Raw genomic sequence first — 18,405 nt, 5'->3', positions numbered from 1 at the left:
AGGTCACAAAACCTCCTCTTATTCCTTAACGAAACATATCATTAAATTTCGTCAATATCTCAAGCTGCTCCGCTTCTGCACCTTTCCAATTCACAGTTAGCTGTGGAATTTCAGCTAATGCAGCACGATTTTTCACAGGTATTTCTTTGTTGCCAGGAAGTAAGTAAGCATCTGTTACAAGCTTCTGTCCTTCATCAGATAATAAAAAATCTACGTATGCTTTTGCAGCCTCAACATGCTTTGCATCCTTTAAAATCCCAACTGCTCTTGGGCTGACAACTGTTCCACTTTTCGGATACATAATTTCCACTGGCTCGCCATCTGCTTTTGCCTTATAGGCCATATAATCGACGCCTGCAATCGTAGCATTTTTATCACCTGTTATGACGGCATCTAATGCTTCCTTATTTGCACCATTTACCTGTAAGCCATTGTTCTTCCACATCTCCATCGTTTTCCAAGCTGCTTTTTCCGCTAGTGCATAGCCATATAGAAAATCTACAGCAGAGCCTGACAAGCTTGGATCGGGTATATTGATTTTATTTTGCCATTGTTTCTTTGCTAAATCTGACCAATCTGTCGGTACTTCCTGTGTATTTTTTGTGTTATAAGCTATACCTAACGCTGAAGCACTGTATCCATAGTAATAGCCCTCAGCATCTGACCAGTCAGAATTAATTTTTTCTGCTTGGTCAGCATCTTTATAGCTTTGTAGGTGTTCTGTTTCCTTTAAGCCATCCATAGATGCCACAGATGCCAGTACAACAACGTCAGCTACAGGGTTATTTTTTTCTGCCTCTAATCGAGACAAAATTTTACCAGTTGTCCCTTGAAACATCTCCACTTTTATACCTGTTTTTTCTTCAAATGCTTGTTGAATATTTGCTGCTAATCCATCTGGACCTGCTGAATATACTGTTAATATTTGCTCTTCTTTTGGCTGTGCACTTGCTTTCTCTATTTTCTCTACTTCTTTGTTACCACATCCAGATAATGTCAATGTCAATAAAATGCCAGCAGCCGCAAATAGTGTTAAACCTCTTTTTTTCAATGTGAACCCTCCAATTGATATATTTGTTTTTTGTCAATAAATACTTCAAGTTTTATACCATGTTCTATGGGCTGAGCCTCATAAAAGCTCCATTGCTTGCCTTCTACCTCAGCCTGTACTAAATACCGATCTCCAACAAAGGTACTTTTTATAATTGTTGCAAATTTTGCAATTGTACCCGGGTGTCGTATTCTGGAGACTCCCTCTGGTCGCACTATATAATTACCTTTTTCAAACCAATTCACTTTACCAATAAAATCAGCCACATATGGAGTTGCAGGTGCATGATATATTTCCTCAGGTGTTCCTATTTGTGCGATTCTGCCTGCCTCCATCACAATAATTTGGTCAGACATTGTCATCGCCTCGGTTTGGTCATGGGTGACAAAAATCGCATGACAATTCAGCTCATTAATAATTTGCATAATTTCAGCCTGCATCTGCTCTCTAAGTACTGCATCAAGAGCTGATAGAGGCTCATCAAACAAAATAAGTTTAGGATTTGTTGCAAGTGCCCTCGCAAGTGCTATCCGCTGCTGCTGCCCACCTGAAAGTTCTCCAGGTTTACGTTTCTCATATCCCTCCATTTTCACTACGTTCATTACATGCTGTACTCGTGTAGGAATATCTGCCTTTGGAACAATACCCTTCAGTCCAAACGCAATATTTTGAAAAATAGTCATATGAGGCCATAGCGCAAAATCTTGAAAAACCATTGCAATATTACGCTTATTGGGTTTCATATTTTGTTGGAGCTTAGATGAATACATAATCGTTTCATCAAAGCGAATTTCTCCATTTGTTGGTTGTTCAAGTCCAGCTAATATTTTTAATAATGTAGTCTTCCCGCAGCCTGACTGTCCTAGAATCGTAATAAATTTACTCTCTAATTCCAAATTAATAGGCCATAGCACCTGAGCATGTCCAAATTTTTTCTCGATATTTGTTAGTGAGATTTTCATCATATCCTCCTCGCTAATACAACTATAAATCCCAGATATTTAGAAAATATTAATCTTCTATTAATAACTCGTTAAAAAAAATCTAATAAAATTAAGCAAATACAAGATTTTTTCTAATTTACTTTAGGAGGATAAAATGAATAATGTAAAATTACAGGCATTTTGCCTACTCGTAGAATTTAAAAAATTAGCCCCAGTTGCCAAAGAGCTTGGCATTACAGCGCCAACAGTTTCCTTTCATATTCGCTCGATTGAGGAGGAATACGGGATACATTTATTTCGTACAAATGCAGGGGGATATCGTTTAACAGAAGCAGGCGAGGGTCTCTATCACTATGCTCGCCAAATTGTCCAACTCCAAAAGGATATGAACCGCTTTGTCCATAATCTTTTGGCAGGTCATATCGGTTCCATTCGTCTTGGTGCTAGTGGGCTGCCTGCCCATATTTTTATGCCTGAACTTATTCATCAGATTTCTACAGCTTACCCAGAAATTCGAATATCACTGGAAGTAAAAACAGCCCCAGACATTGAAAAAATGGTGGCTCTTCAAGAGTTAGACTTTGGTTTGATAATGGAAACAAAACAGGAAAACCCGTCACTAGTTTATGAAACAATTGGAGAAGATTCACTTGTTTTAGCACTAAGCCCTCGTCACGAACTTGCAGTAAAAAAGGACATCACCAAATCGGATGTCCTCAAAAATAAAATATTGTTGCATACTTCCTCTAGTTCAACGAATCACTTTATCGAAAAGTGGATGGACCCAATCCATCCATCCATTTACACAATCGAGCTGGATTCTGTTAGCACAATTAAAAAAATGCTTACTTTTGGACAGACAATTGCATTTCTGTCAGTTGCACTTATTGAGGATGAATTAAAATCAGGACTATTAATGAAGCGGGATTTAGAAGATGAAATACTAAATCGAAAAATCCAACTAATTTACCCTAAATCTCGCTTAGACAGCAAAATAGATTCATTTGTCAAATCATCCATTTACGATTTAGCCAAACAATTAAAAATATAGCGTGCTTTGACATAATTCCACAGGCAGCAATAATAACATGAAATGGGAGCTTTTAATCCCAATTGAGGGGAGGGTTGTATTTGCTGCTGGAGTTCCTAACTAAAGAAACGATACAGCTCGCAAAATTTGTAAACTCTTGGCAAGATGCTATTCGTTTGGCTGCAGATCCACTTTTACTGCACAACAAAATTGAGGCACGTTATATTGAAGCAATGATTCATTCTATTGAAGAACATGGACCATATATCGTCATTACACCTAAAGTAGCCATACCGCATGCACGACCAACAGATGGTGTGAAGGAATCTGCAATAAGCCTTTTAAAACTACAAGAGCCTGTGTGGTTTGACACGGAGAAGCCTGTTTTCATCATTTTCGTCTTAGCTACTACGGATAATACAGCACATTTGCAGGCATTAGCCGATTTAACACAGATTTTACAGAACCGAGAGCGAATTGACAGCATTATTGCCTGTCAGCATACAGACGCTATTATGAAAATAATCCAACACTTTTTGGAAAGGGAGCAATCTTCATGAAAATATTAGTGGTGTGTGGGAATGGATTAGGTAGTAGCTTTATGCTGGAATTGATGATAAAAAAAGCATTAACGGAACTTGGTAAGGTTGCAGAGGTAAGTCATACAGATTTAGCATCTGCTAAGGCTGAACAGGCAGATATTTATATTGGTGCAGAGGATATTGTTAGCCAGTTAGCTAGTAAGAACGGTCACATCGTAAGTGTGGTTAATATGATGAGTGTTGCTGAGATTACATTAAAGCTTGGTCCGCTGCTATAAATTCGATGACTTTCAAAAAATTTGGATAGGATGAGGTGTTAATATGTTAGATGTTATCATGAATGACATTTTAGGAACACCAGCTATATTAGTCGGCCTATTCGCATTTATTGGTTTATTAATTCAAAAAAAGTCAGCTTCAACGGTTCTTTCCGGTACGCTAAAAACAGTAATGGGCTTTGTCATTCTAGGTGCTGGTGCTACTGTGTTAATTGGCTCATTAACTCACTTTAGTAAAATGTTTGATCACGCCTTTACCGTTCAAGGGGTAATTCCAAATAATGAAGCCATTGTAGCAGCCGCTCAAACTTCCTTCGGCACATCCACAGCAATGATAATGGTTTTTGGTATGATAATGAACATTGTGTTTGCACGATTTACGCCCTTTAAATATATCTTTTTAACTGGTCATCATACATTATTTATGGCTTGCTTAATCGCAGCATCACTGTCAGTTGGTGGTATGAGTGGTACCCCTCTTATACTCATTGGCTCCATTTTACTGGGCATTTGTATGGTCTTGTTTCCAGCTATTTTGCAGCCTACTGTACGTCAAATTACAGGCAGTGATGATTTTGCTGTTGGTCACTTTGGCAGTGTTGGTTATTACGTCTCTGCTAAAATTGGCAAGCTTTTTGGAAACAAGGCAAAATCAACAGAGACAATACGTGTTCCTAAGTCTTTAGGATTTTTAAGAGATACCTCTGTAGCCATCTCCTTAACAATGAGTGTATTTTTTATTATTGTTGCTCTTATTGCAGGACCCTCTTATATTGAAGGACAATTATCTGGCGGCTCTAACTTTATCGTCTTTGCTATTATCCAAGCTATTACCTTTGCCGCTGGTGTTTATATCATATTAGCTGGTGTACGGATGTTGATTGCTGAGATTATCCCTGCCTTTAAGGGCATTGCAGATAAACTTGTGCCTAATACAAAGCCTGCTTTAGACTGCCCTACGATTTTCCCATTTGCGCCAAATGCAGTTATCATCGGTTTCCTATTTAGCTTCTTAGCTGGGCTAGTATCTATGTTTATTCTGCCATTAATAGGGCTAAAGGTAATTGTCCCTGGGCTTGTACCTCATTTCTTCACTGGTGCTGCTGCGGGCGTTTTCGGTAATGCGACTGGTGGGAGAGTTGGCTCTATGGCAGGTGCGTTTGCCAATGGATTAATTATAAGCTTTATCCCTGCGATTCTACTCATATTTATGGGTGATATCGGTTATGAAGGAACAACTTTTGGTGATTCTGATTTCGGCATTGTAGGGATTATTATTATTAATGTCTTAAAATTATTTGGTGCAGTTTAGAAGGTAAAGCAAACACCATTGAAGAAAATCCCGAATTCCTTAGATGATGGAATTCGGGATTTCTATAGACCATGGAGCTAAAATCTATTTAAGGAAACGGTATTACAATCCACCCTAAAATAAAAATACATGCTGTAAAAATAGTGATAAATAGTAAAATACTTAATCCAAAAAATCCTAGTGATCTACTTTTTTTAGAGCATATGGCAATGATACTGAAAGGCGCTGCCAAATAAACTGTCCATATATAGAAAAGATTAGAGGTCATATCCATATTCGTTAATATCGTTATATTTAGCAATAAAAGTGGACATAAGCCACAAATAATACCAATCCAGCCCGCTGCTATAAAGCCCTTTTCATAGCGTTTTAACGAGACCAATTCCATAATTTCACCTCACCCATCTTCATTGCTCGTGCAATATTCATTTTTTTTAATGCCAGAATTTCGTTTTTTGGACCAGTAACTACAACGCCATAGGTCTTAACACCATTTTTCTCAATATAAGCAATGCGTTCTGGCAATGCTAAATTTTTTGCGCTTGAAACCGCTGTTGCGAGTTCTTCATGTTGCTCCATTGACTTTAAGATATTGAAAAATACCTCCTCATTTGACGTTGCATCTTGAAACGGAGACCACTTGGTGTTATCACGTTGTACTGGATAACCAATTGGTGAAACAACATGACCGTCTTTGCTTAGGTTTGTTTTTTCAACTCCTGTATCAATAGCTGCCCACACGACATCGACATTTGGCATAGCTTTTACTGCTTCCTGAACGGTCATTAGATCAAAAAATGAAATATAGGCCTCTACAACCGTTTCATTTGGCAAGCCCTCAAGTACCTTCCATTCGCGCGCGGAATTTAATAGTAATTTAACGTTTCCTGGATGTAGTATCCATTGATTTGTTTCAGTTGGATGTTTTGGCGCCACTCGTTCTAAGAAAGTCGTCACTTCTTTTTTAGATAGACCTCCTAGAAAGAAACGTAAATCATAGGTATTAGCCTTATAGTCTTCCTCCCCAATACGCTTATACTGATCAAAGGTAAGCTTCATTGATAGAGGCGTGAAGGACATATCAAATTCTAATTCCTCAAGTGATGTATTAGGTTCTGTAACATACAGTGTTTCACTTGCTACATCCATTAATGTTGTCGAACTGGTTCCAAATGCATAATATATAAAGGTTACCAGAAAGCTAGCCGGCACAATCAATAACATTGTCGTTATTGTTCCAAGAATCAATTTCCATTTTGATGTAAAAATTGTTCTTTTTATAGCTTTTTGATATTTACTTTGATCCTGTGCATTTGCCATTTCTTTTTTGGAGCTAGCTATCAATTTTTCATAGTCATCCATATTGTTGTCTCTCCTTTTCGATTAAAGCTCTCATCTTTTTCCGTCCACGCAATAAATGGCTTTTTAAGGTATTTAATTTTATATCTAAAACATTGGCAGCTTGCTCATAAGTACAGTCATGCACATCACACAGCATAATTGCCTGCTTTTCGTAAGGTGATAGCTGGTCGAGTAAAGTGATTAATGTATGAAAAGATTTCTCAGTTACAGCAATCGTTTCTGGTGTCATAAATGTTGATCGTTCAAGATTATTTGTTAGATCAACACGATGTTCTTTTCGTATGTAATCAATGTAAGTATAGTAAGCTACTTTAAATAGCCACGGTTTAATGTCTTGGACTGTATGTGAAAGTAATGTAATATGTGCTTTATAAAAGGTATCCTGCATTAAATCCTCTGCAACTACTGTATTTTTACATAAGGAATATAAATATCGATAAATATCTTTTATATAGCTTAAATAGAGCTGTTCAATGTCCATCTCTTCCCACCTTTCACTCTATCCTCGATATAGCACGAGAAAAAGTTGCACTTATTAAAATTTTTTTGCTCTCAGCATTGAAAAAGCTGTTCCATCAATGACAACAAATGAGGGAACAGCTATATGACTCTATTCTACTTCACGTAATCGCTCAACTATGGTCTTTTTTGAAAGAGACCGATAGGCGACTAGTGTAACGATTATTGACAAAATCAATAGGATAATGAGTGCTAAAGAGGTTGGCCAAATGGTCATTTCAAATTCTGTAAAATCAATTTGATCAGTTAGTCCTTTAGCAACAAAATAAATAACAATCATTCCAATCGTACACATTAGCCCACCTGTTAGAAGAATACTAATGATGCCTTCAAAGAGCAGCAATTTCTTAACTTGTTTCTTTGTCATACCAACGCTTTCCATCAGGGCAAATTCATTGCGTCGTGTAAGTACACTTGTTAGCATTGTATTTATATAATTCAATACCCCGATAAAGGCAATAATAAAACTTAAACTGTAACCAATTGTTTGAAAAACACGGATAAAGCCATTTAATTCTGCATTATAATCGTCTCTTGATTTCACCACCAGATCAGAGGAAGCTTTAGTTATTGATTGTAAAGTGCGTTCCACCTGTTCTTTCTTATGTTCTTCAGCATGTAGTGTGATGGATAGAAGTTTTGCATCCTTTGCCAACTTCTTCATTTCCTCTGTAGGCATATAAATTTTAAATCCAGCCGGTGTATATGTTTTATTGCCAGCAGCATATATGGCATCCAATGATAGTACAGCTAGCACCTCATAGCTTTGTCCCTGCTCTGTTAGTGTCACAACATCACCTGGCTGATAGTAGCTCTGATGTTGATTGCCCATATAACCTTCTGTGATGATGATATACTTTCCAGAAGCAAATTTTTCCCTATCCAATGTTCCTGCCACAATGTCTTGCTTACTTATCAAATTAAACCAGCCCTCACTGATTCCGTATAGGTCGCTCCAAACCTTGCCCTGATTTAAAATTGAACGATAGATAGGCTCCTTTGCATTTTCCTGTTCTGCGATTAGTTGTAAAACGGCTTGAATAGTATCATCAATTGCAATAGAACTCTCTTGTAGATAAACACGATCTGCACGCTGCACACCGTCTATTGACTCTAATGCTTGCCCTATCTCCTCTGTTAAGCCATTATCATTTTCGGTAGTCTCTTGTGCACTACTTGAGGTACTTTCAGTTATAACAAAATCTCCAGCAATAAAAGAATTGACATACGTATTGACGTTTATGGATGAAATAACAATATATATAATACTAAATAACAGAATACTTAATGAAAGGGAGGAAAGCATCAGGACAAGCTTTTTCTTTTGTCGGAATAAATTGCGTAGCGCCATTTTAGGAAGTCTAGCTCCCTGTGTCGATGTTTTTACTTTTTTCTTTCCTGCCATTGTCATTCCTGAATATTTCACTGCTTCAATTGGGGAAATTTTGGATGCTAATCGACCTGGTTTACTAGCTGCAATTCGCACTGTTAAATATGAAAAAAGCGCTGCGCCTAGAAAAATCATGGGGTGTACAGAGTAGACAATCTCCTCTTCTATATTCGAGATAGACATCATCATTGGGGATAACCACATTCCTACCCCATAGCCGAGTGCAAGACCAATAGGCAAAGCTATTACATATAGTCGATTTGCCTGAAGAGTAATGAGTTTTTTCAGCTGCTTTGGTGTTGTGCCTATGGTTTTTAACAAACCGTAAAAGCGTATATCTCGTATAACAGAAATGTAAAAAATATTATAGATTAACAAATACCCACTTAACATTGTGATAATGATGAGTACTAAAAATGGTATAATCGATGCCAGATTTTCAGACAAGGAAACCGCTGTATAAGCCCAATTAACACCATATACAGTTTTTACACCTGTTTCTTCCATGATCTTCAGTAGCTTTTCTTCGATATTCCAGGAATTATTCAACATAACATTTAAATTTACATTATTTGTATAAGTTCCTGTTTTTCTCGTTTCTACTGGATCAATATGTGAGAGATTTCCTTCTACAAATGCTTCTGAAACATAACCTAGCCCTGCCATAGCAATATATTGATCAGCCTCGTAAAATCCTGCTACCTGAAAATCCTTTGTCACAATCTGTCCGTTCACATTGATTTGAAGCCGGACTTTCTCGCCAAGCTTATGTTGTATATTCAGTAAATCGAGTGTCCAAGTATTTAACACAATATCTTGTTCAGTCTTTGGCAAGCCGCCTGCCTGAAATTTTATAAAGCCATTATTGACAATCTGTTGATCTATTTGCTTTAGTTCAACAGAATATCCCTTTAATTGTTCGTCAACAATTTCTCCAACTGAAACGGATTTTCCATATTTATGTATTGCAGGATGTTTGGATAATTGCTCGGCTTCTTGTGGTGTAAGATATTTGAATACCCCATGGAAATCACTGCCTACGGTTTTCATATAGGTCCGTTCGATTGTTTGATTAATACTAAAGCCAGTTGTAAATACAGCAGTTATCAGTAGTGTGGTTAAAATAATAGCACTGATAATAAGTATATTTCGTTTTTTATGAGCATTCATACTGTTCTTTGCAATTCGAAGCACTGCTTGACGATTTTGAAGTCTAATCATGCTTCATCACCTCGAAGGTGCAAGGTCTTACTAACTATTTTTCCATCTTCAATGCGAATCACACGATCCGCCAACTGTGCAATCTCATCATTATGTGTAATCATAATCATTGTTTGATGGAATCGATCACTTAATTGCTTCATTAAAATAAGTACTTCCTGACTTGTTTTACTATCTAAATTACCAGTGGGTTCGTCTGCTAAAATAATAGAAGGCTTTGTGGCTAAAGCTCGGGCAATTGCCACTCGCTGCTGTTGTCCACCCGATAAATTTGATGGTAAACTGTACATTTTATGCTCTATACCAAGAGCCTCGATAATTTCTTGAATATAAGGCTCATCAACCCTTGCCCCATCCAATTCAATAGGTAAAATGATATTTTCATAGACATTCAAAATTGGAATTAAATTATAATGCTGAAATATAAATCCTACTGCACGGCGGCGAAAGACAGTTAACTGCTCATCATCCATGCTAAATATGTCATGCTCGTCAATGACAACGCGCCCCTCGCTAGCACGATCTAATCCACCTAGCATATGAAGCAATGTACTTTTTCCACTACCGCTTGTACCAACAATGGCTACAAATTCGCCCTTCTTAATCTCTAGCGAAACACCATCTAAGGCTTTGACAATTGTATCTCCCTCACCGTAATATTTCTTTAGGTTCACTACTTTTACAATGGTCAACTTGTTCATCCCCTTCATCATTCATTTGTACAATTTTACTGTAGCAAATGACTATAACCACCAAATGACTTCAATATAACAGTGTTGACACATTTTATGATGAGGCTGGTAGAAATAAGGAAAATACTGACCCCTCGTTCAATTGAGATGTAGCTTTTATATACCCTCCTTGAGAAACGATAATTTCTCTAGCCAAGTATAAGCCAATTCCCACTCCTTCATATTGAGCTGTATTCGCACATCTATAAAATCGTTGGAACACAAGATTTAATTCATGCTCTGCAATGCCAATTCCCGTATCCGCTATATCCAGACGAGTAAACATTTCGCCTTCATAAACAGTAATCTTTATATGACCAGCATTTGGACTATATTTAACCGCATTTTCCAGCAGATTAATGAATGCTTCACACATCCATTTTGAATCATGCTTTGCCTGTATAGTAGGAGAGCAATGAACATCTATCAATATATTTTTTGCCGCTGCAGCCGCTTTGATTTGAGCCACTGCCTTACAAATCGTTGGAAAGACTGGTTGAACCTCTGCTTGAATCCTGATAATACCCGCTTCAAGTCGTGACATTTTTATCAAAGATTGAATAAGCCAATCAAGCTTCTCCGATTGAGCGTCAATTTGTTCAACAATTGAGTGTAGCTTATCACCTGATTCAAGCCTTTCCTCCAATAATTGACTATATAAAATGATATTAGCAAGCGGTGTTTTCGTTTGGTGAGAAATATCAGAGATAAGCGTGTTTATTTTACGTTGCTCCTCCTGTTGCTTGTGCTCCATCGCTTGTACCATTTCCACATAACGAATAACTTTGTGTTCTAGTGATGAAAGTGTTGTTTCTTCAAATCCACTAATGCGAGGATGGCCCGACATTGCCCCCTCTACAATAGCATCCACCGTTTGAATGACTTGAGCTATTTTTGCATGAAGCTGTACAAGAAATAAATACCCAATAAGCAACAAAATAATGATTAAACCAATAGATAACCAGATGACGGTGTCATGCGAATTTGTGATATAGAGCACGCCAAGTATAAAAATAACCAACACAAGGAGTATTACTACAACATATTGCCCATAAAACTGCCTAAGTTTCTGCTCATTTAGATGCCCTTTCATTGTTGCTGCTCTCCAGACCAAGTATAACCAAGCCCATATACAGTTTGAATAAACTTAGGTTTTGAAGGGTCATCCTCAATTTTCCCTCGCAATCTTTTGATAGAAACGGTTAGCGCATTTTCATCAACAAAGGCTGCCTCTTGTCCCCAAACTTTCTCCATTAATTGTTCCCTCGTTAGAATATTCCCACGATTAGAAATAAGTACCCTTAACAGCCTTTGCTCCGTTCGGCTTAGTATAATGGAATCCATTCCTTTGCGGAACTCCATTTTGCCAAAATCAAATGTAAAATGATTGTCAATCGAGATTTTATCCAAACGATCTGTGTCTATTCTGCGAAGAATGGCCATTACTCGTGCACGGAAAACCATTAAACTAAATGGTTTTGTAATATAATCATCCCCTCCAAGCTCAAAGCCAGTAACAATATCAATTTCTAAATCATTAGCAGTTAAAAAAATAATGGGGACCTGTGATTTTTGACGAATTCGTTCACAAAAATCTAGCCCGCTCCCATCTGGTAAGTTAATATCAAGTATTATTAAATCAATGGATGCTTCATGTAAAATTTTTTCTGCATTGGCAATATCATAGGCTTGAAGGATGGTTAAATGATCCTGTGTTAAAGTTAACTTAATTCCTTTATTTAACGTCATATCATCCTCAACAATCAGTAATGTTTTCACTTCATCATCACCTTTCAAGTACTTACAAAATCCAATAATGTGGACTTAATAAATCCTAACTTCCATTAATTATACTATCATCTACTACTAATTACTGATTTACAATTATCGTTAAAAAATAAAAGAGCAAAGCATGTGTTATCGCTTTGCTCCTTCATCTCTATTTAGCAAATTAAGCGTCTAAGCCTAAGTGAGAGCGCAATGTATTTCCTTCATACTCAGCACGGAATAAACCACGCTTCACCAGCGCTGGTATAACATCGCTAAAGAATAAATCTAAAGATTTTGCAGGACCACCTGGCACAGCAATAAAGCCATCTAATGCTCCTTTCTCATAAAATGTGACAATTTGCTCTACAATATCCTGTGGTGTACCAATTGCTACAAGATGTGCAGAGCCAATTACCTCTGGACGTGCTAATAATTCGGCTACTGTCGGTTTATTTTCTATAATGTAACGGCGCACAAGCTGCGCATGTGTTTTACTACGAACCTTTTGATCCTCAGGTGGCAGCATCTCTGCTGTCACATAATCCTGTAACGCTAAATGACGAATATTCATACCAATAACAGATTCTAAAGCACTATAACGTCGTTCGATTGTTAAATGCGCATGTGCTTGACGGTACATTTCTAATGCCTCTTCATATGTATCACCAATAAAGAAATATAGCCCTGGCAATAAACGAATATCATCTACCGAACGTCCTATCTCAACAGCACGCTTTCGTAAATCGTTACGCAGCTCAATACCCACTTCCATCACTGGCGTAGCAGCAAAAATAGCATTCGATACTGTTGCAGCAAATTGACGTCCTGAATCAGATGCACCAGCCTGGAATAATGGAATATCTCCTGCTGGATGCATTGGTATATTTAATGGACCTTTGATCTGGAAAAACGCTCCCTCATAATTGATTGGCTTTACAAGCTCCTTAATTTTCTCTAAGTCACCATCAGCTTCTAATGCTTCAAAAGGATTACTGTGCCAAAGCTGCTCCACAACTTCCTTACATTCTGCTGCCTTTGCATATCGCTCCTCTGAGGAAGGCATCAAATCATTGCTGAAATTGTACGACCCATCAATGGAAGTAACAAGATTCCACCCTACACGCCCCTCACTTATCCAATTCAAGGACTGTATTTGACGTGCAATCAGATAAGGTGGTATGAATGATGTTGATACCGTCGTTACTAAACCAATTTGTTTCGTTTCTCTTGCCACCATCGCCAATAAAAAGCTAGGATCTAGCCCTACTGTTCCTTTCATTTTGGCAATTAACTCTGGATGTGCTATTAAGTAATCTGCCTTAAATACAAAATCTAATTTTGCTGCTTCAGCACGCTTTGCAAATGCTATATGCTCATCGATTAACGTACCTGTCTTCCCTTGCTCACCATGTACAGCTAGATGCATGCCAATTACAAGATGCCTTTTAGTCATCATTAACTCTCTCCTTTAATTGAAAATGATTATCATTACCATCTTATATAATATGTTCATAGATTGCAATAAATGTAAGCGAGACATTAGCTGTTCCTACGTGTGCAAGAAAAAAGCCCTGCTACACGACGTAGCAAAGCTCTTGTAAATCATTATTTATTTGCTAATATGATAGGCTTCCCCCAATAATTAATCCTACCGTAATACCAACCGCAAATAGGCTGAAACCTACTGCCGTATTTCCTTCTTCAACTTTCTTCTCTAAGCTCGTTTTTGGTGTTAACACATATTCAATCACTAAATACACAATAACTTGTGCGGCAATCCCTATTAATCCCCAAATAAACGCATCAAGGATGTGGATACTTGAAGACCATACTGTATATATGGTAATGCCTAATCCAATCACTTTTCCCCATAACTTTAAAGCAACGGCCATATTGCCTTCTTTTATTAAATGCCATTCTGAAAACCTTGTTGTCAGAGAAAATGCAACAATACCAATTGCGATAAGGACAAGCCCAGTTCCTAAATACAATAAAAAATTTATAAAACTATCTAATGAGAAAAACTCCATTCTCTCTACACTCCTTCTTTACTAAGCTTCACTTTCATCTGTTTTACTTCTTTCTGAATAACCTATTGGTAAAAAATAAGAGCTATTATCTGTAATTTGCCCGCCTGCACGAATGCCAATTGCGCTTGCTTTACCATTTATGTAAAAACTCCCATACATATAATGTACTCTTTTTGGTCCTTGTTCTGTTTGGATTGTCGTTACAGGCAGCTCAATAAATTGTTGATAAACGGGAAGTTCGTCTAGATAAGTTTTATGAATATCTTCCTCTATTTTTTTACCTGTATGTGAAAAAATCTCGATAGTGTCTCCCTCCCGTCCAAATGCAGGTTTTTTAACAAATGATTGTCCCTGCTGTAAAAAAACATCCGGATCCAGATAAGTTGGTAAAAAATAATTATCTATGGCATTATGCTCTTCAGGCATATAAAATGAATGTCGTTCCTCGTGCAGCCCCCAAATAAGTGCCATAATTGCCTTCGATTGAAGTAAAAAAGCTGAAGGAGGATTTACAACAGCCACATCTTGTTGTTCTATCAACTTCATTAACATTTGACCTACTCTTTCTTTCGTAATTGGGTCTTTATCATTTAGTAAATGTTCTATCGGATACGTTTGACGATATAATACATCAATTTTTTCACCGTATTTATCATAAAGACCTTGTGATAGGACAACTTCTTCATTTTCTACAATTGGCTTATCAATAAGCTGCAGTTCATTAAAGTCCATATACTGACTTCTTAATCCTATCAGTTCCTTTAAATACATTGTTGTCCATTTATCCTCTTCATGTTCTGAATGTGCGGCAAAAACTATATTGCTAGCATCTTTGGTTGAACGGAGTGACATCATTATAGCCTGTAAAACGGCTTGCCTTAATTGATCTTCACAACCATCATTTGGGTTTTCCAAACCAAATTTTTCACATACTTTTCCATTAACATAAAAGGTTTCTTTTATAAATGTAGGCGTATCTGCGTTTAGCTCCAGTACTTTTATATGTCCATCCGTCATAACTAAATCTAAACGTGCGATGACACTTTCAACTGGTAGTGTTTGCAAGCGAATAAAAGAATGTGTTTCGGCTGGAAAGCCAAGACGCAAAAACGTCTCATCATCTACCTTACGTAATAGTGAAGCAGTCTTATAAAAGATGTGACCAATCTGCTCCGTTGCCTGGTGAATCCTATGAACTGTTTCATAACTTTCCTTTTTTATATCAAATAAAGCATATTCATTGTCATATATATCATGCCAAAAATCCTTTATCTTACTAAAAAATAGCTGTCGATTTCCACGAAATTGGTTCATCCTTATCCTCCAAAACCGCCCTTTGAACCACTGCCTATCCCTGATTTATAATTCGTTGAATATGTTTTATAGTCAGCACTTTTTTGTAACGAATTTTTAGAATTATAATAACGTCCACCATAGTAGTAGCTACCTGAGTGAGTTGAATGACTATCATCACAATAATACGTACCTGTGCTCTTATCCCATTCCCAATCATCGCAATCTGTTCCAGTTGGCGCTGAATAACCCCTTTCTTCCCCACAAGCAGCCAACGACGCCAAAGCCGCAGCTGCCAATGCCCCAGTCATCATTATTTTAGTTTTCTTCATTGTGAAAATACCCTCCTACTTTTCAAACAAATATCCTGTTGATTTCACATACAAAACATACACGCCTCTGTCTTCATCAATCTCGGCAGAGTCACGCTCCCATTCCTCTTCTTCGATATATGTGTAAATACTCCCAACAATACTTAAAATATCTAAATGATTTTTCATATACTCAAAAGTTATTAGCGGATGATTGTTAGAAGCATTTAACTCACGATATTCAAGCTTAATGCCAGTATGGATATCTTTTTCCATTTCAATTGGTGCTTCTTCGTATAGTTCAACATAAATCACAAACAACTTCCCCTCAATGGCAGAAGAAAGCTGTTTGAAGGTTTTGCCCTCTTTAATAAAAAATTCACATTCTCTTCTAGCCAAAATTTGTGGCAAATCAATATGTGAATAGTAAAAAATTGGTTCGAACTTGTCTGAATTTCTCTGCAATCGATACTCTAACATGGCACCTTCAAATTTCATAATACACTTCCCTTACAGATTGATGTGCTAAATTAATATTTTTAAGTAACGTCAGCAAACCAACGAATTTTTATCCTTATGATATACGACTGTAAATGTTAAATAGTTTCATAGCAATACTTTAATTATTAAATGGCATCTTTGCATTCAAGAAATCAATTACCACTTATTTGACCTCATTGTAAGAAACGCCAGCACTTAGAGAAACAATAAAGAAGCATGCCTTAAATCAAGCATGCTCTGAAATATTTGCAGTTCTGAATTGCAACCTACTGTGGGCTTGAACAACTGGACAACAAACCATTTTATTTTAATCTATTTTTTAGGAGTTATTTCAGTGTTTTGGACATTATAATATCAATCTGCTCCTCATCCCCCATATAAAAAGAATGTGCGCCAGTTTGGACAAAACCCAACTTTTTATAAAAGCCAATGGCATTTTCATTCCTTTCCCAAACTCCTAGCCAGATCATCTTTTTACTTTGTTCGATAGCCAGTTTTATCGCTTTATTGATTAAATATTTTCCAAGCCCTTTACCTTGAAATTTATTTCTAATATAAATCCTTTCAATTTCGAGTGACTCGTCACCCATTTTTTCGGATTGGGCATCATTTAAATTTACCTTTAAATATCCGGCAGGCTCATCATTATAATAGATGAAAAAGAAATTCGATGAAATCGTAGACAATTCTTTTTCCAATTGTTTAAGGTTAAAGGCTTTTTCCAAATAAGCGTTCATATTTGCGGCTGAGTTCTGATCTTTAAATGTATCATTGAACGTTTCAATACTTATTTCTTGAAGTAATTGTAGATCTTGTTGATTGCACTTATTTATTTTTATAGCCATTTTATGGTCAGCTCCTATAGATAAAATCAATAATTTCTCTTGTTCCCCTTTTTCACATATTCCCAATCAATTTCTATATTTTTTCTAACTCTTTCTAGAAGATGAAAAAGGGTTTCTGCTTCACTTTCAGAAAGTCCCGCTAGTGCCACACGATTGGAATGATCATTTTCCCTTTTTATAAATGGAAATACTTGTTTCCCTTTCTCTGTTGGAAAGAGTTTTTTTATTTTTTTGTTATGTTCATCATCTTTCTTTTCAATAAAACCATGAACTTCAAGCTGTTTTATTGCGCGCGCTGCGGTTGTTCGGTCTACTTTAATCATCTCAGCTAACTTTTCTTGAATGATTCCTGGGTTTTCACCTATTCGAACAAGGTACAAATATTGTCCTTTTGTAAGATCGATTTCTTTAAATTCTATATTACTTATAGAATCTAATGCCCTAGCAATCATTCCAATCTCTCTTAGGATTTCTTTCATAACTATCTCCTCACATTTTTTTGTTGTAAATACAATAAAAAGGGGGTATATTTAACATAACCTAGTTTTGTTGTATTTACAACAAAAAAGTAATGATAAAGAGGTAGAGCACTATGAAATATATCTTTTATGTAATAGGAATTTTACTATTAACCTTTGGTATTTCTTTGACAATACAATCAGATTTGGGCACTTCACCTTTTGATGCCCTATTAGTAGGACTGTCCAAAAGTGTAGGACTTACGGTGGGTAGCTGGGAAGTAATAATAGCTGTAATATTGATAGGTTGTAATTCACTTTTACAAAGACAAAGACCCGAAGTTTTAGGGTTGCTAACAGCATTGATTACTGGAATAGGAATTGATATGTGGCTGTTCTTAATGCACAATTTAGTAACACCTGAATTATGGTACAGCAAAATAATTTGTTTTTGTATCGGCTTAGTAATTATTGGTTTAGGAACAGCAACCTATTTACAGACAAATTTTGCCCCGATCCCTATTGACCGATTAACATTCATCATACAAAAATTAATTAGAACAAATATATTTTTGGCAAGGACATTCATTTACCTTGTATTCTTGATAATGGCAATAATTTTACATGGACCAATAGGCGTTGGAACTTTATTAACTGTTTGTTTTGGTGGGCTATTACTAAATTACTTTATGCCATTTACTAAAAAAGCTTTAGAGCATTTATTCAGTTACTCTAGTACATTACCAAATGACCATAATATTTAGATAACCCAAAATGATTTCGAAATATTTATTTGGTTTGATTCCCATACATTTCT

At 36.6% G+C, this 18,405-nt stretch carries 21 protein-coding genes; 5 read left to right on the top strand and 16 right to left on the bottom strand.

Translation table 11 applies throughout. The annotated features are described in order from the left end of the window. Positions 1–25: 25 nt before the first annotated feature. Positions 26–1,051 (bottom strand): ABC transporter substrate-binding protein, encoded by a 1,026-nt coding sequence (locus AC1RNS_RS01670; RefSeq protein ID WP_492990309.1) that lies wholly within the window; start codon positions 1,049–1,051, stop codon positions 26–28. Then, positions 1,048–2,013: an ABC transporter ATP-binding protein gene (locus AC1RNS_RS01665; RefSeq protein ID WP_492990308.1), complete on the bottom strand. Its 966-nt coding sequence runs from the start codon at positions 2,011–2,013 to the stop codon at positions 1,048–1,050. Before AC1RNS_RS01665 ends, AC1RNS_RS01670 begins: the two co-directional genes overlap by 4 nt. Positions 2,014–2,149: 136 nt before the next feature. Here AC1RNS_RS01665 and AC1RNS_RS01660 point away from each other — a divergent pair, with 136 nt between their 5' ends. The 4 genes from AC1RNS_RS01660 (at position 2,150) to ulaA (ending at position 5,157) form a co-directional block, all read left to right on the top strand. After that, entirely contained in the window at positions 2,150–3,046 is an 897-nt protein-coding gene (locus tag AC1RNS_RS01660) for a LysR family transcriptional regulator (protein ID WP_492990306.1), read from the top strand. An 80-nt stretch (positions 3,047–3,126) separates the two neighbouring features. Further along, the gene (locus AC1RNS_RS01655; RefSeq protein ID WP_492990304.1) at positions 3,127–3,585 is read left to right on the top strand and encodes a PTS sugar transporter subunit IIA; all 459 of its coding nucleotides are present in this window, start codon (positions 3,127–3,129) and stop codon (positions 3,583–3,585) included. Continuing rightward, on the top strand, positions 3,582–3,845 hold the full coding sequence (locus AC1RNS_RS01650) for a PTS sugar transporter subunit IIB (protein ID WP_492990303.1): 264 nt from the start codon (positions 3,582–3,584) through the stop codon (positions 3,843–3,845). The genes AC1RNS_RS01655 and AC1RNS_RS01650 overlap by 4 nt, the downstream gene beginning before the upstream one ends. A 43-nt stretch (positions 3,846–3,888) precedes the next feature. Continuing rightward, entirely contained in the window at positions 3,889–5,157 is a 1,269-nt protein-coding gene (ulaA, locus tag AC1RNS_RS01645; RefSeq protein WP_492990302.1) for a PTS ascorbate transporter subunit IIC, read from the top strand. 88 nt (positions 5,158–5,245) lie between these two features. Here ulaA and AC1RNS_RS01640 read toward each other — a convergent pair whose 3' ends face one another. The 14 genes from AC1RNS_RS01640 to AC1RNS_RS01575 form a co-directional block, all read right to left on the bottom strand. After that, a complete protein-coding gene (locus AC1RNS_RS01640; protein ID WP_492990301.1) occupies positions 5,246–5,545 on the bottom strand; it encodes a hypothetical protein in 300 nt (99 codons plus the stop codon). After that, positions 5,527–6,519 carry an anti-sigma factor gene (locus tag AC1RNS_RS01635; protein WP_492990300.1) on the bottom strand — a complete coding sequence of 331 codons (993 nt, stop codon included), beginning with the start codon at positions 6,517–6,519 and terminating at the stop codon, positions 5,527–5,529. Before AC1RNS_RS01635 ends, AC1RNS_RS01640 begins: the two co-directional genes overlap by 19 nt. Continuing rightward, positions 6,512–7,000, bottom strand: coding sequence for a sigma-70 family RNA polymerase sigma factor (locus tag AC1RNS_RS01630; protein WP_492990299.1), 489 nt, complete (start codon positions 6,998–7,000; stop codon positions 6,512–6,514). The genes AC1RNS_RS01635 and AC1RNS_RS01630 overlap by 8 nt, the downstream gene beginning before the upstream one ends. A gap of 129 nt (positions 7,001–7,129) precedes the next feature. After that, positions 7,130–9,649: an ABC transporter permease gene (locus AC1RNS_RS01625; RefSeq protein ID WP_492990298.1), complete on the bottom strand. Its 2,520-nt coding sequence runs from the start codon at positions 9,647–9,649 to the stop codon at positions 7,130–7,132. Continuing rightward, on the bottom strand, positions 9,646–10,341 hold the full coding sequence (locus tag AC1RNS_RS01620) for an ABC transporter ATP-binding protein (RefSeq protein ID WP_492990297.1): 696 nt from the start codon (positions 10,339–10,341) through the stop codon (positions 9,646–9,648). The genes AC1RNS_RS01625 and AC1RNS_RS01620 overlap by 4 nt, the downstream gene beginning before the upstream one ends. A 94-nt stretch (positions 10,342–10,435) precedes the next feature. Beyond that, positions 10,436–11,473 (bottom strand): sensor histidine kinase, encoded by a 1,038-nt coding sequence (locus AC1RNS_RS01615; RefSeq protein ID WP_492990295.1) that lies wholly within the window; start codon positions 11,471–11,473, stop codon positions 10,436–10,438. Next, positions 11,470–12,159, bottom strand: a complete 690-nt coding sequence (locus AC1RNS_RS01610; protein WP_492990293.1) for a response regulator transcription factor — start codon at positions 12,157–12,159, stop codon at positions 11,470–11,472. Before AC1RNS_RS01610 ends, AC1RNS_RS01615 begins: the two co-directional genes overlap by 4 nt. A gap of 172 nt (positions 12,160–12,331) precedes the next feature. Further along, a complete protein-coding gene (locus AC1RNS_RS01605; RefSeq protein WP_492990291.1) occupies positions 12,332–13,606 on the bottom strand; it encodes an NtaA/DmoA family FMN-dependent monooxygenase in 1,275 nt (424 codons plus the stop codon). Between the two features lie 160 nt (positions 13,607–13,766). Further along, positions 13,767–14,180, bottom strand: a complete 414-nt coding sequence (locus tag AC1RNS_RS01600; protein WP_492990289.1) for a DUF350 domain-containing protein — start codon at positions 14,178–14,180, stop codon at positions 13,767–13,769. A 21-nt stretch (positions 14,181–14,201) separates the two neighbouring features. Next, complete coding sequence (locus tag AC1RNS_RS01595) at positions 14,202–15,494, bottom strand: glutathionylspermidine synthase family protein (protein ID WP_492990288.1); 1,293 nt, start codon at positions 15,492–15,494, stop codon at positions 14,202–14,204. Positions 15,495–15,496: 2 nt separating this feature from the next. Beyond that, complete coding sequence (locus tag AC1RNS_RS01590) at positions 15,497–15,805, bottom strand: hypothetical protein (protein WP_492990286.1); 309 nt, start codon at positions 15,803–15,805, stop codon at positions 15,497–15,499. A gap of 15 nt (positions 15,806–15,820) precedes the next feature. Beyond that, the gene (locus AC1RNS_RS01585; protein ID WP_492990285.1) at positions 15,821–16,282 is read right to left on the bottom strand and encodes a hypothetical protein; all 462 of its coding nucleotides are present in this window, start codon (positions 16,280–16,282) and stop codon (positions 15,821–15,823) included. A gap of 329 nt (positions 16,283–16,611) precedes the next feature. Continuing rightward, complete coding sequence (gene paiA, locus AC1RNS_RS01580) at positions 16,612–17,130, bottom strand: spermidine/spermine N(1)-acetyltransferase (protein ID WP_492990283.1); 519 nt, start codon at positions 17,128–17,130, stop codon at positions 16,612–16,614. Positions 17,131–17,156: 26 nt separating this feature from the next. Then, positions 17,157–17,609 (bottom strand): MarR family winged helix-turn-helix transcriptional regulator, encoded by a 453-nt coding sequence (locus AC1RNS_RS01575; protein ID WP_492990282.1) that lies wholly within the window; start codon positions 17,607–17,609, stop codon positions 17,157–17,159. Between the two features lie 113 nt (positions 17,610–17,722). Here AC1RNS_RS01575 and AC1RNS_RS01570 point away from each other — a divergent pair, with 113 nt between their 5' ends. Further along, positions 17,723–18,352: a YczE/YyaS/YitT family protein gene (locus AC1RNS_RS01570; protein WP_492990281.1), complete on the top strand. Its 630-nt coding sequence runs from the start codon at positions 17,723–17,725 to the stop codon at positions 18,350–18,352. Positions 18,353–18,405: the final 53 nt, after the last annotated feature.

Source organism: Lysinibacillus sp. GW821-FHT14F06, from assembly GCF_058803665.1.
The sequence above is the reverse complement of the archived record's forward strand: the minus strand, read 5'-3'. Positions and strand labels throughout refer to the sequence as shown.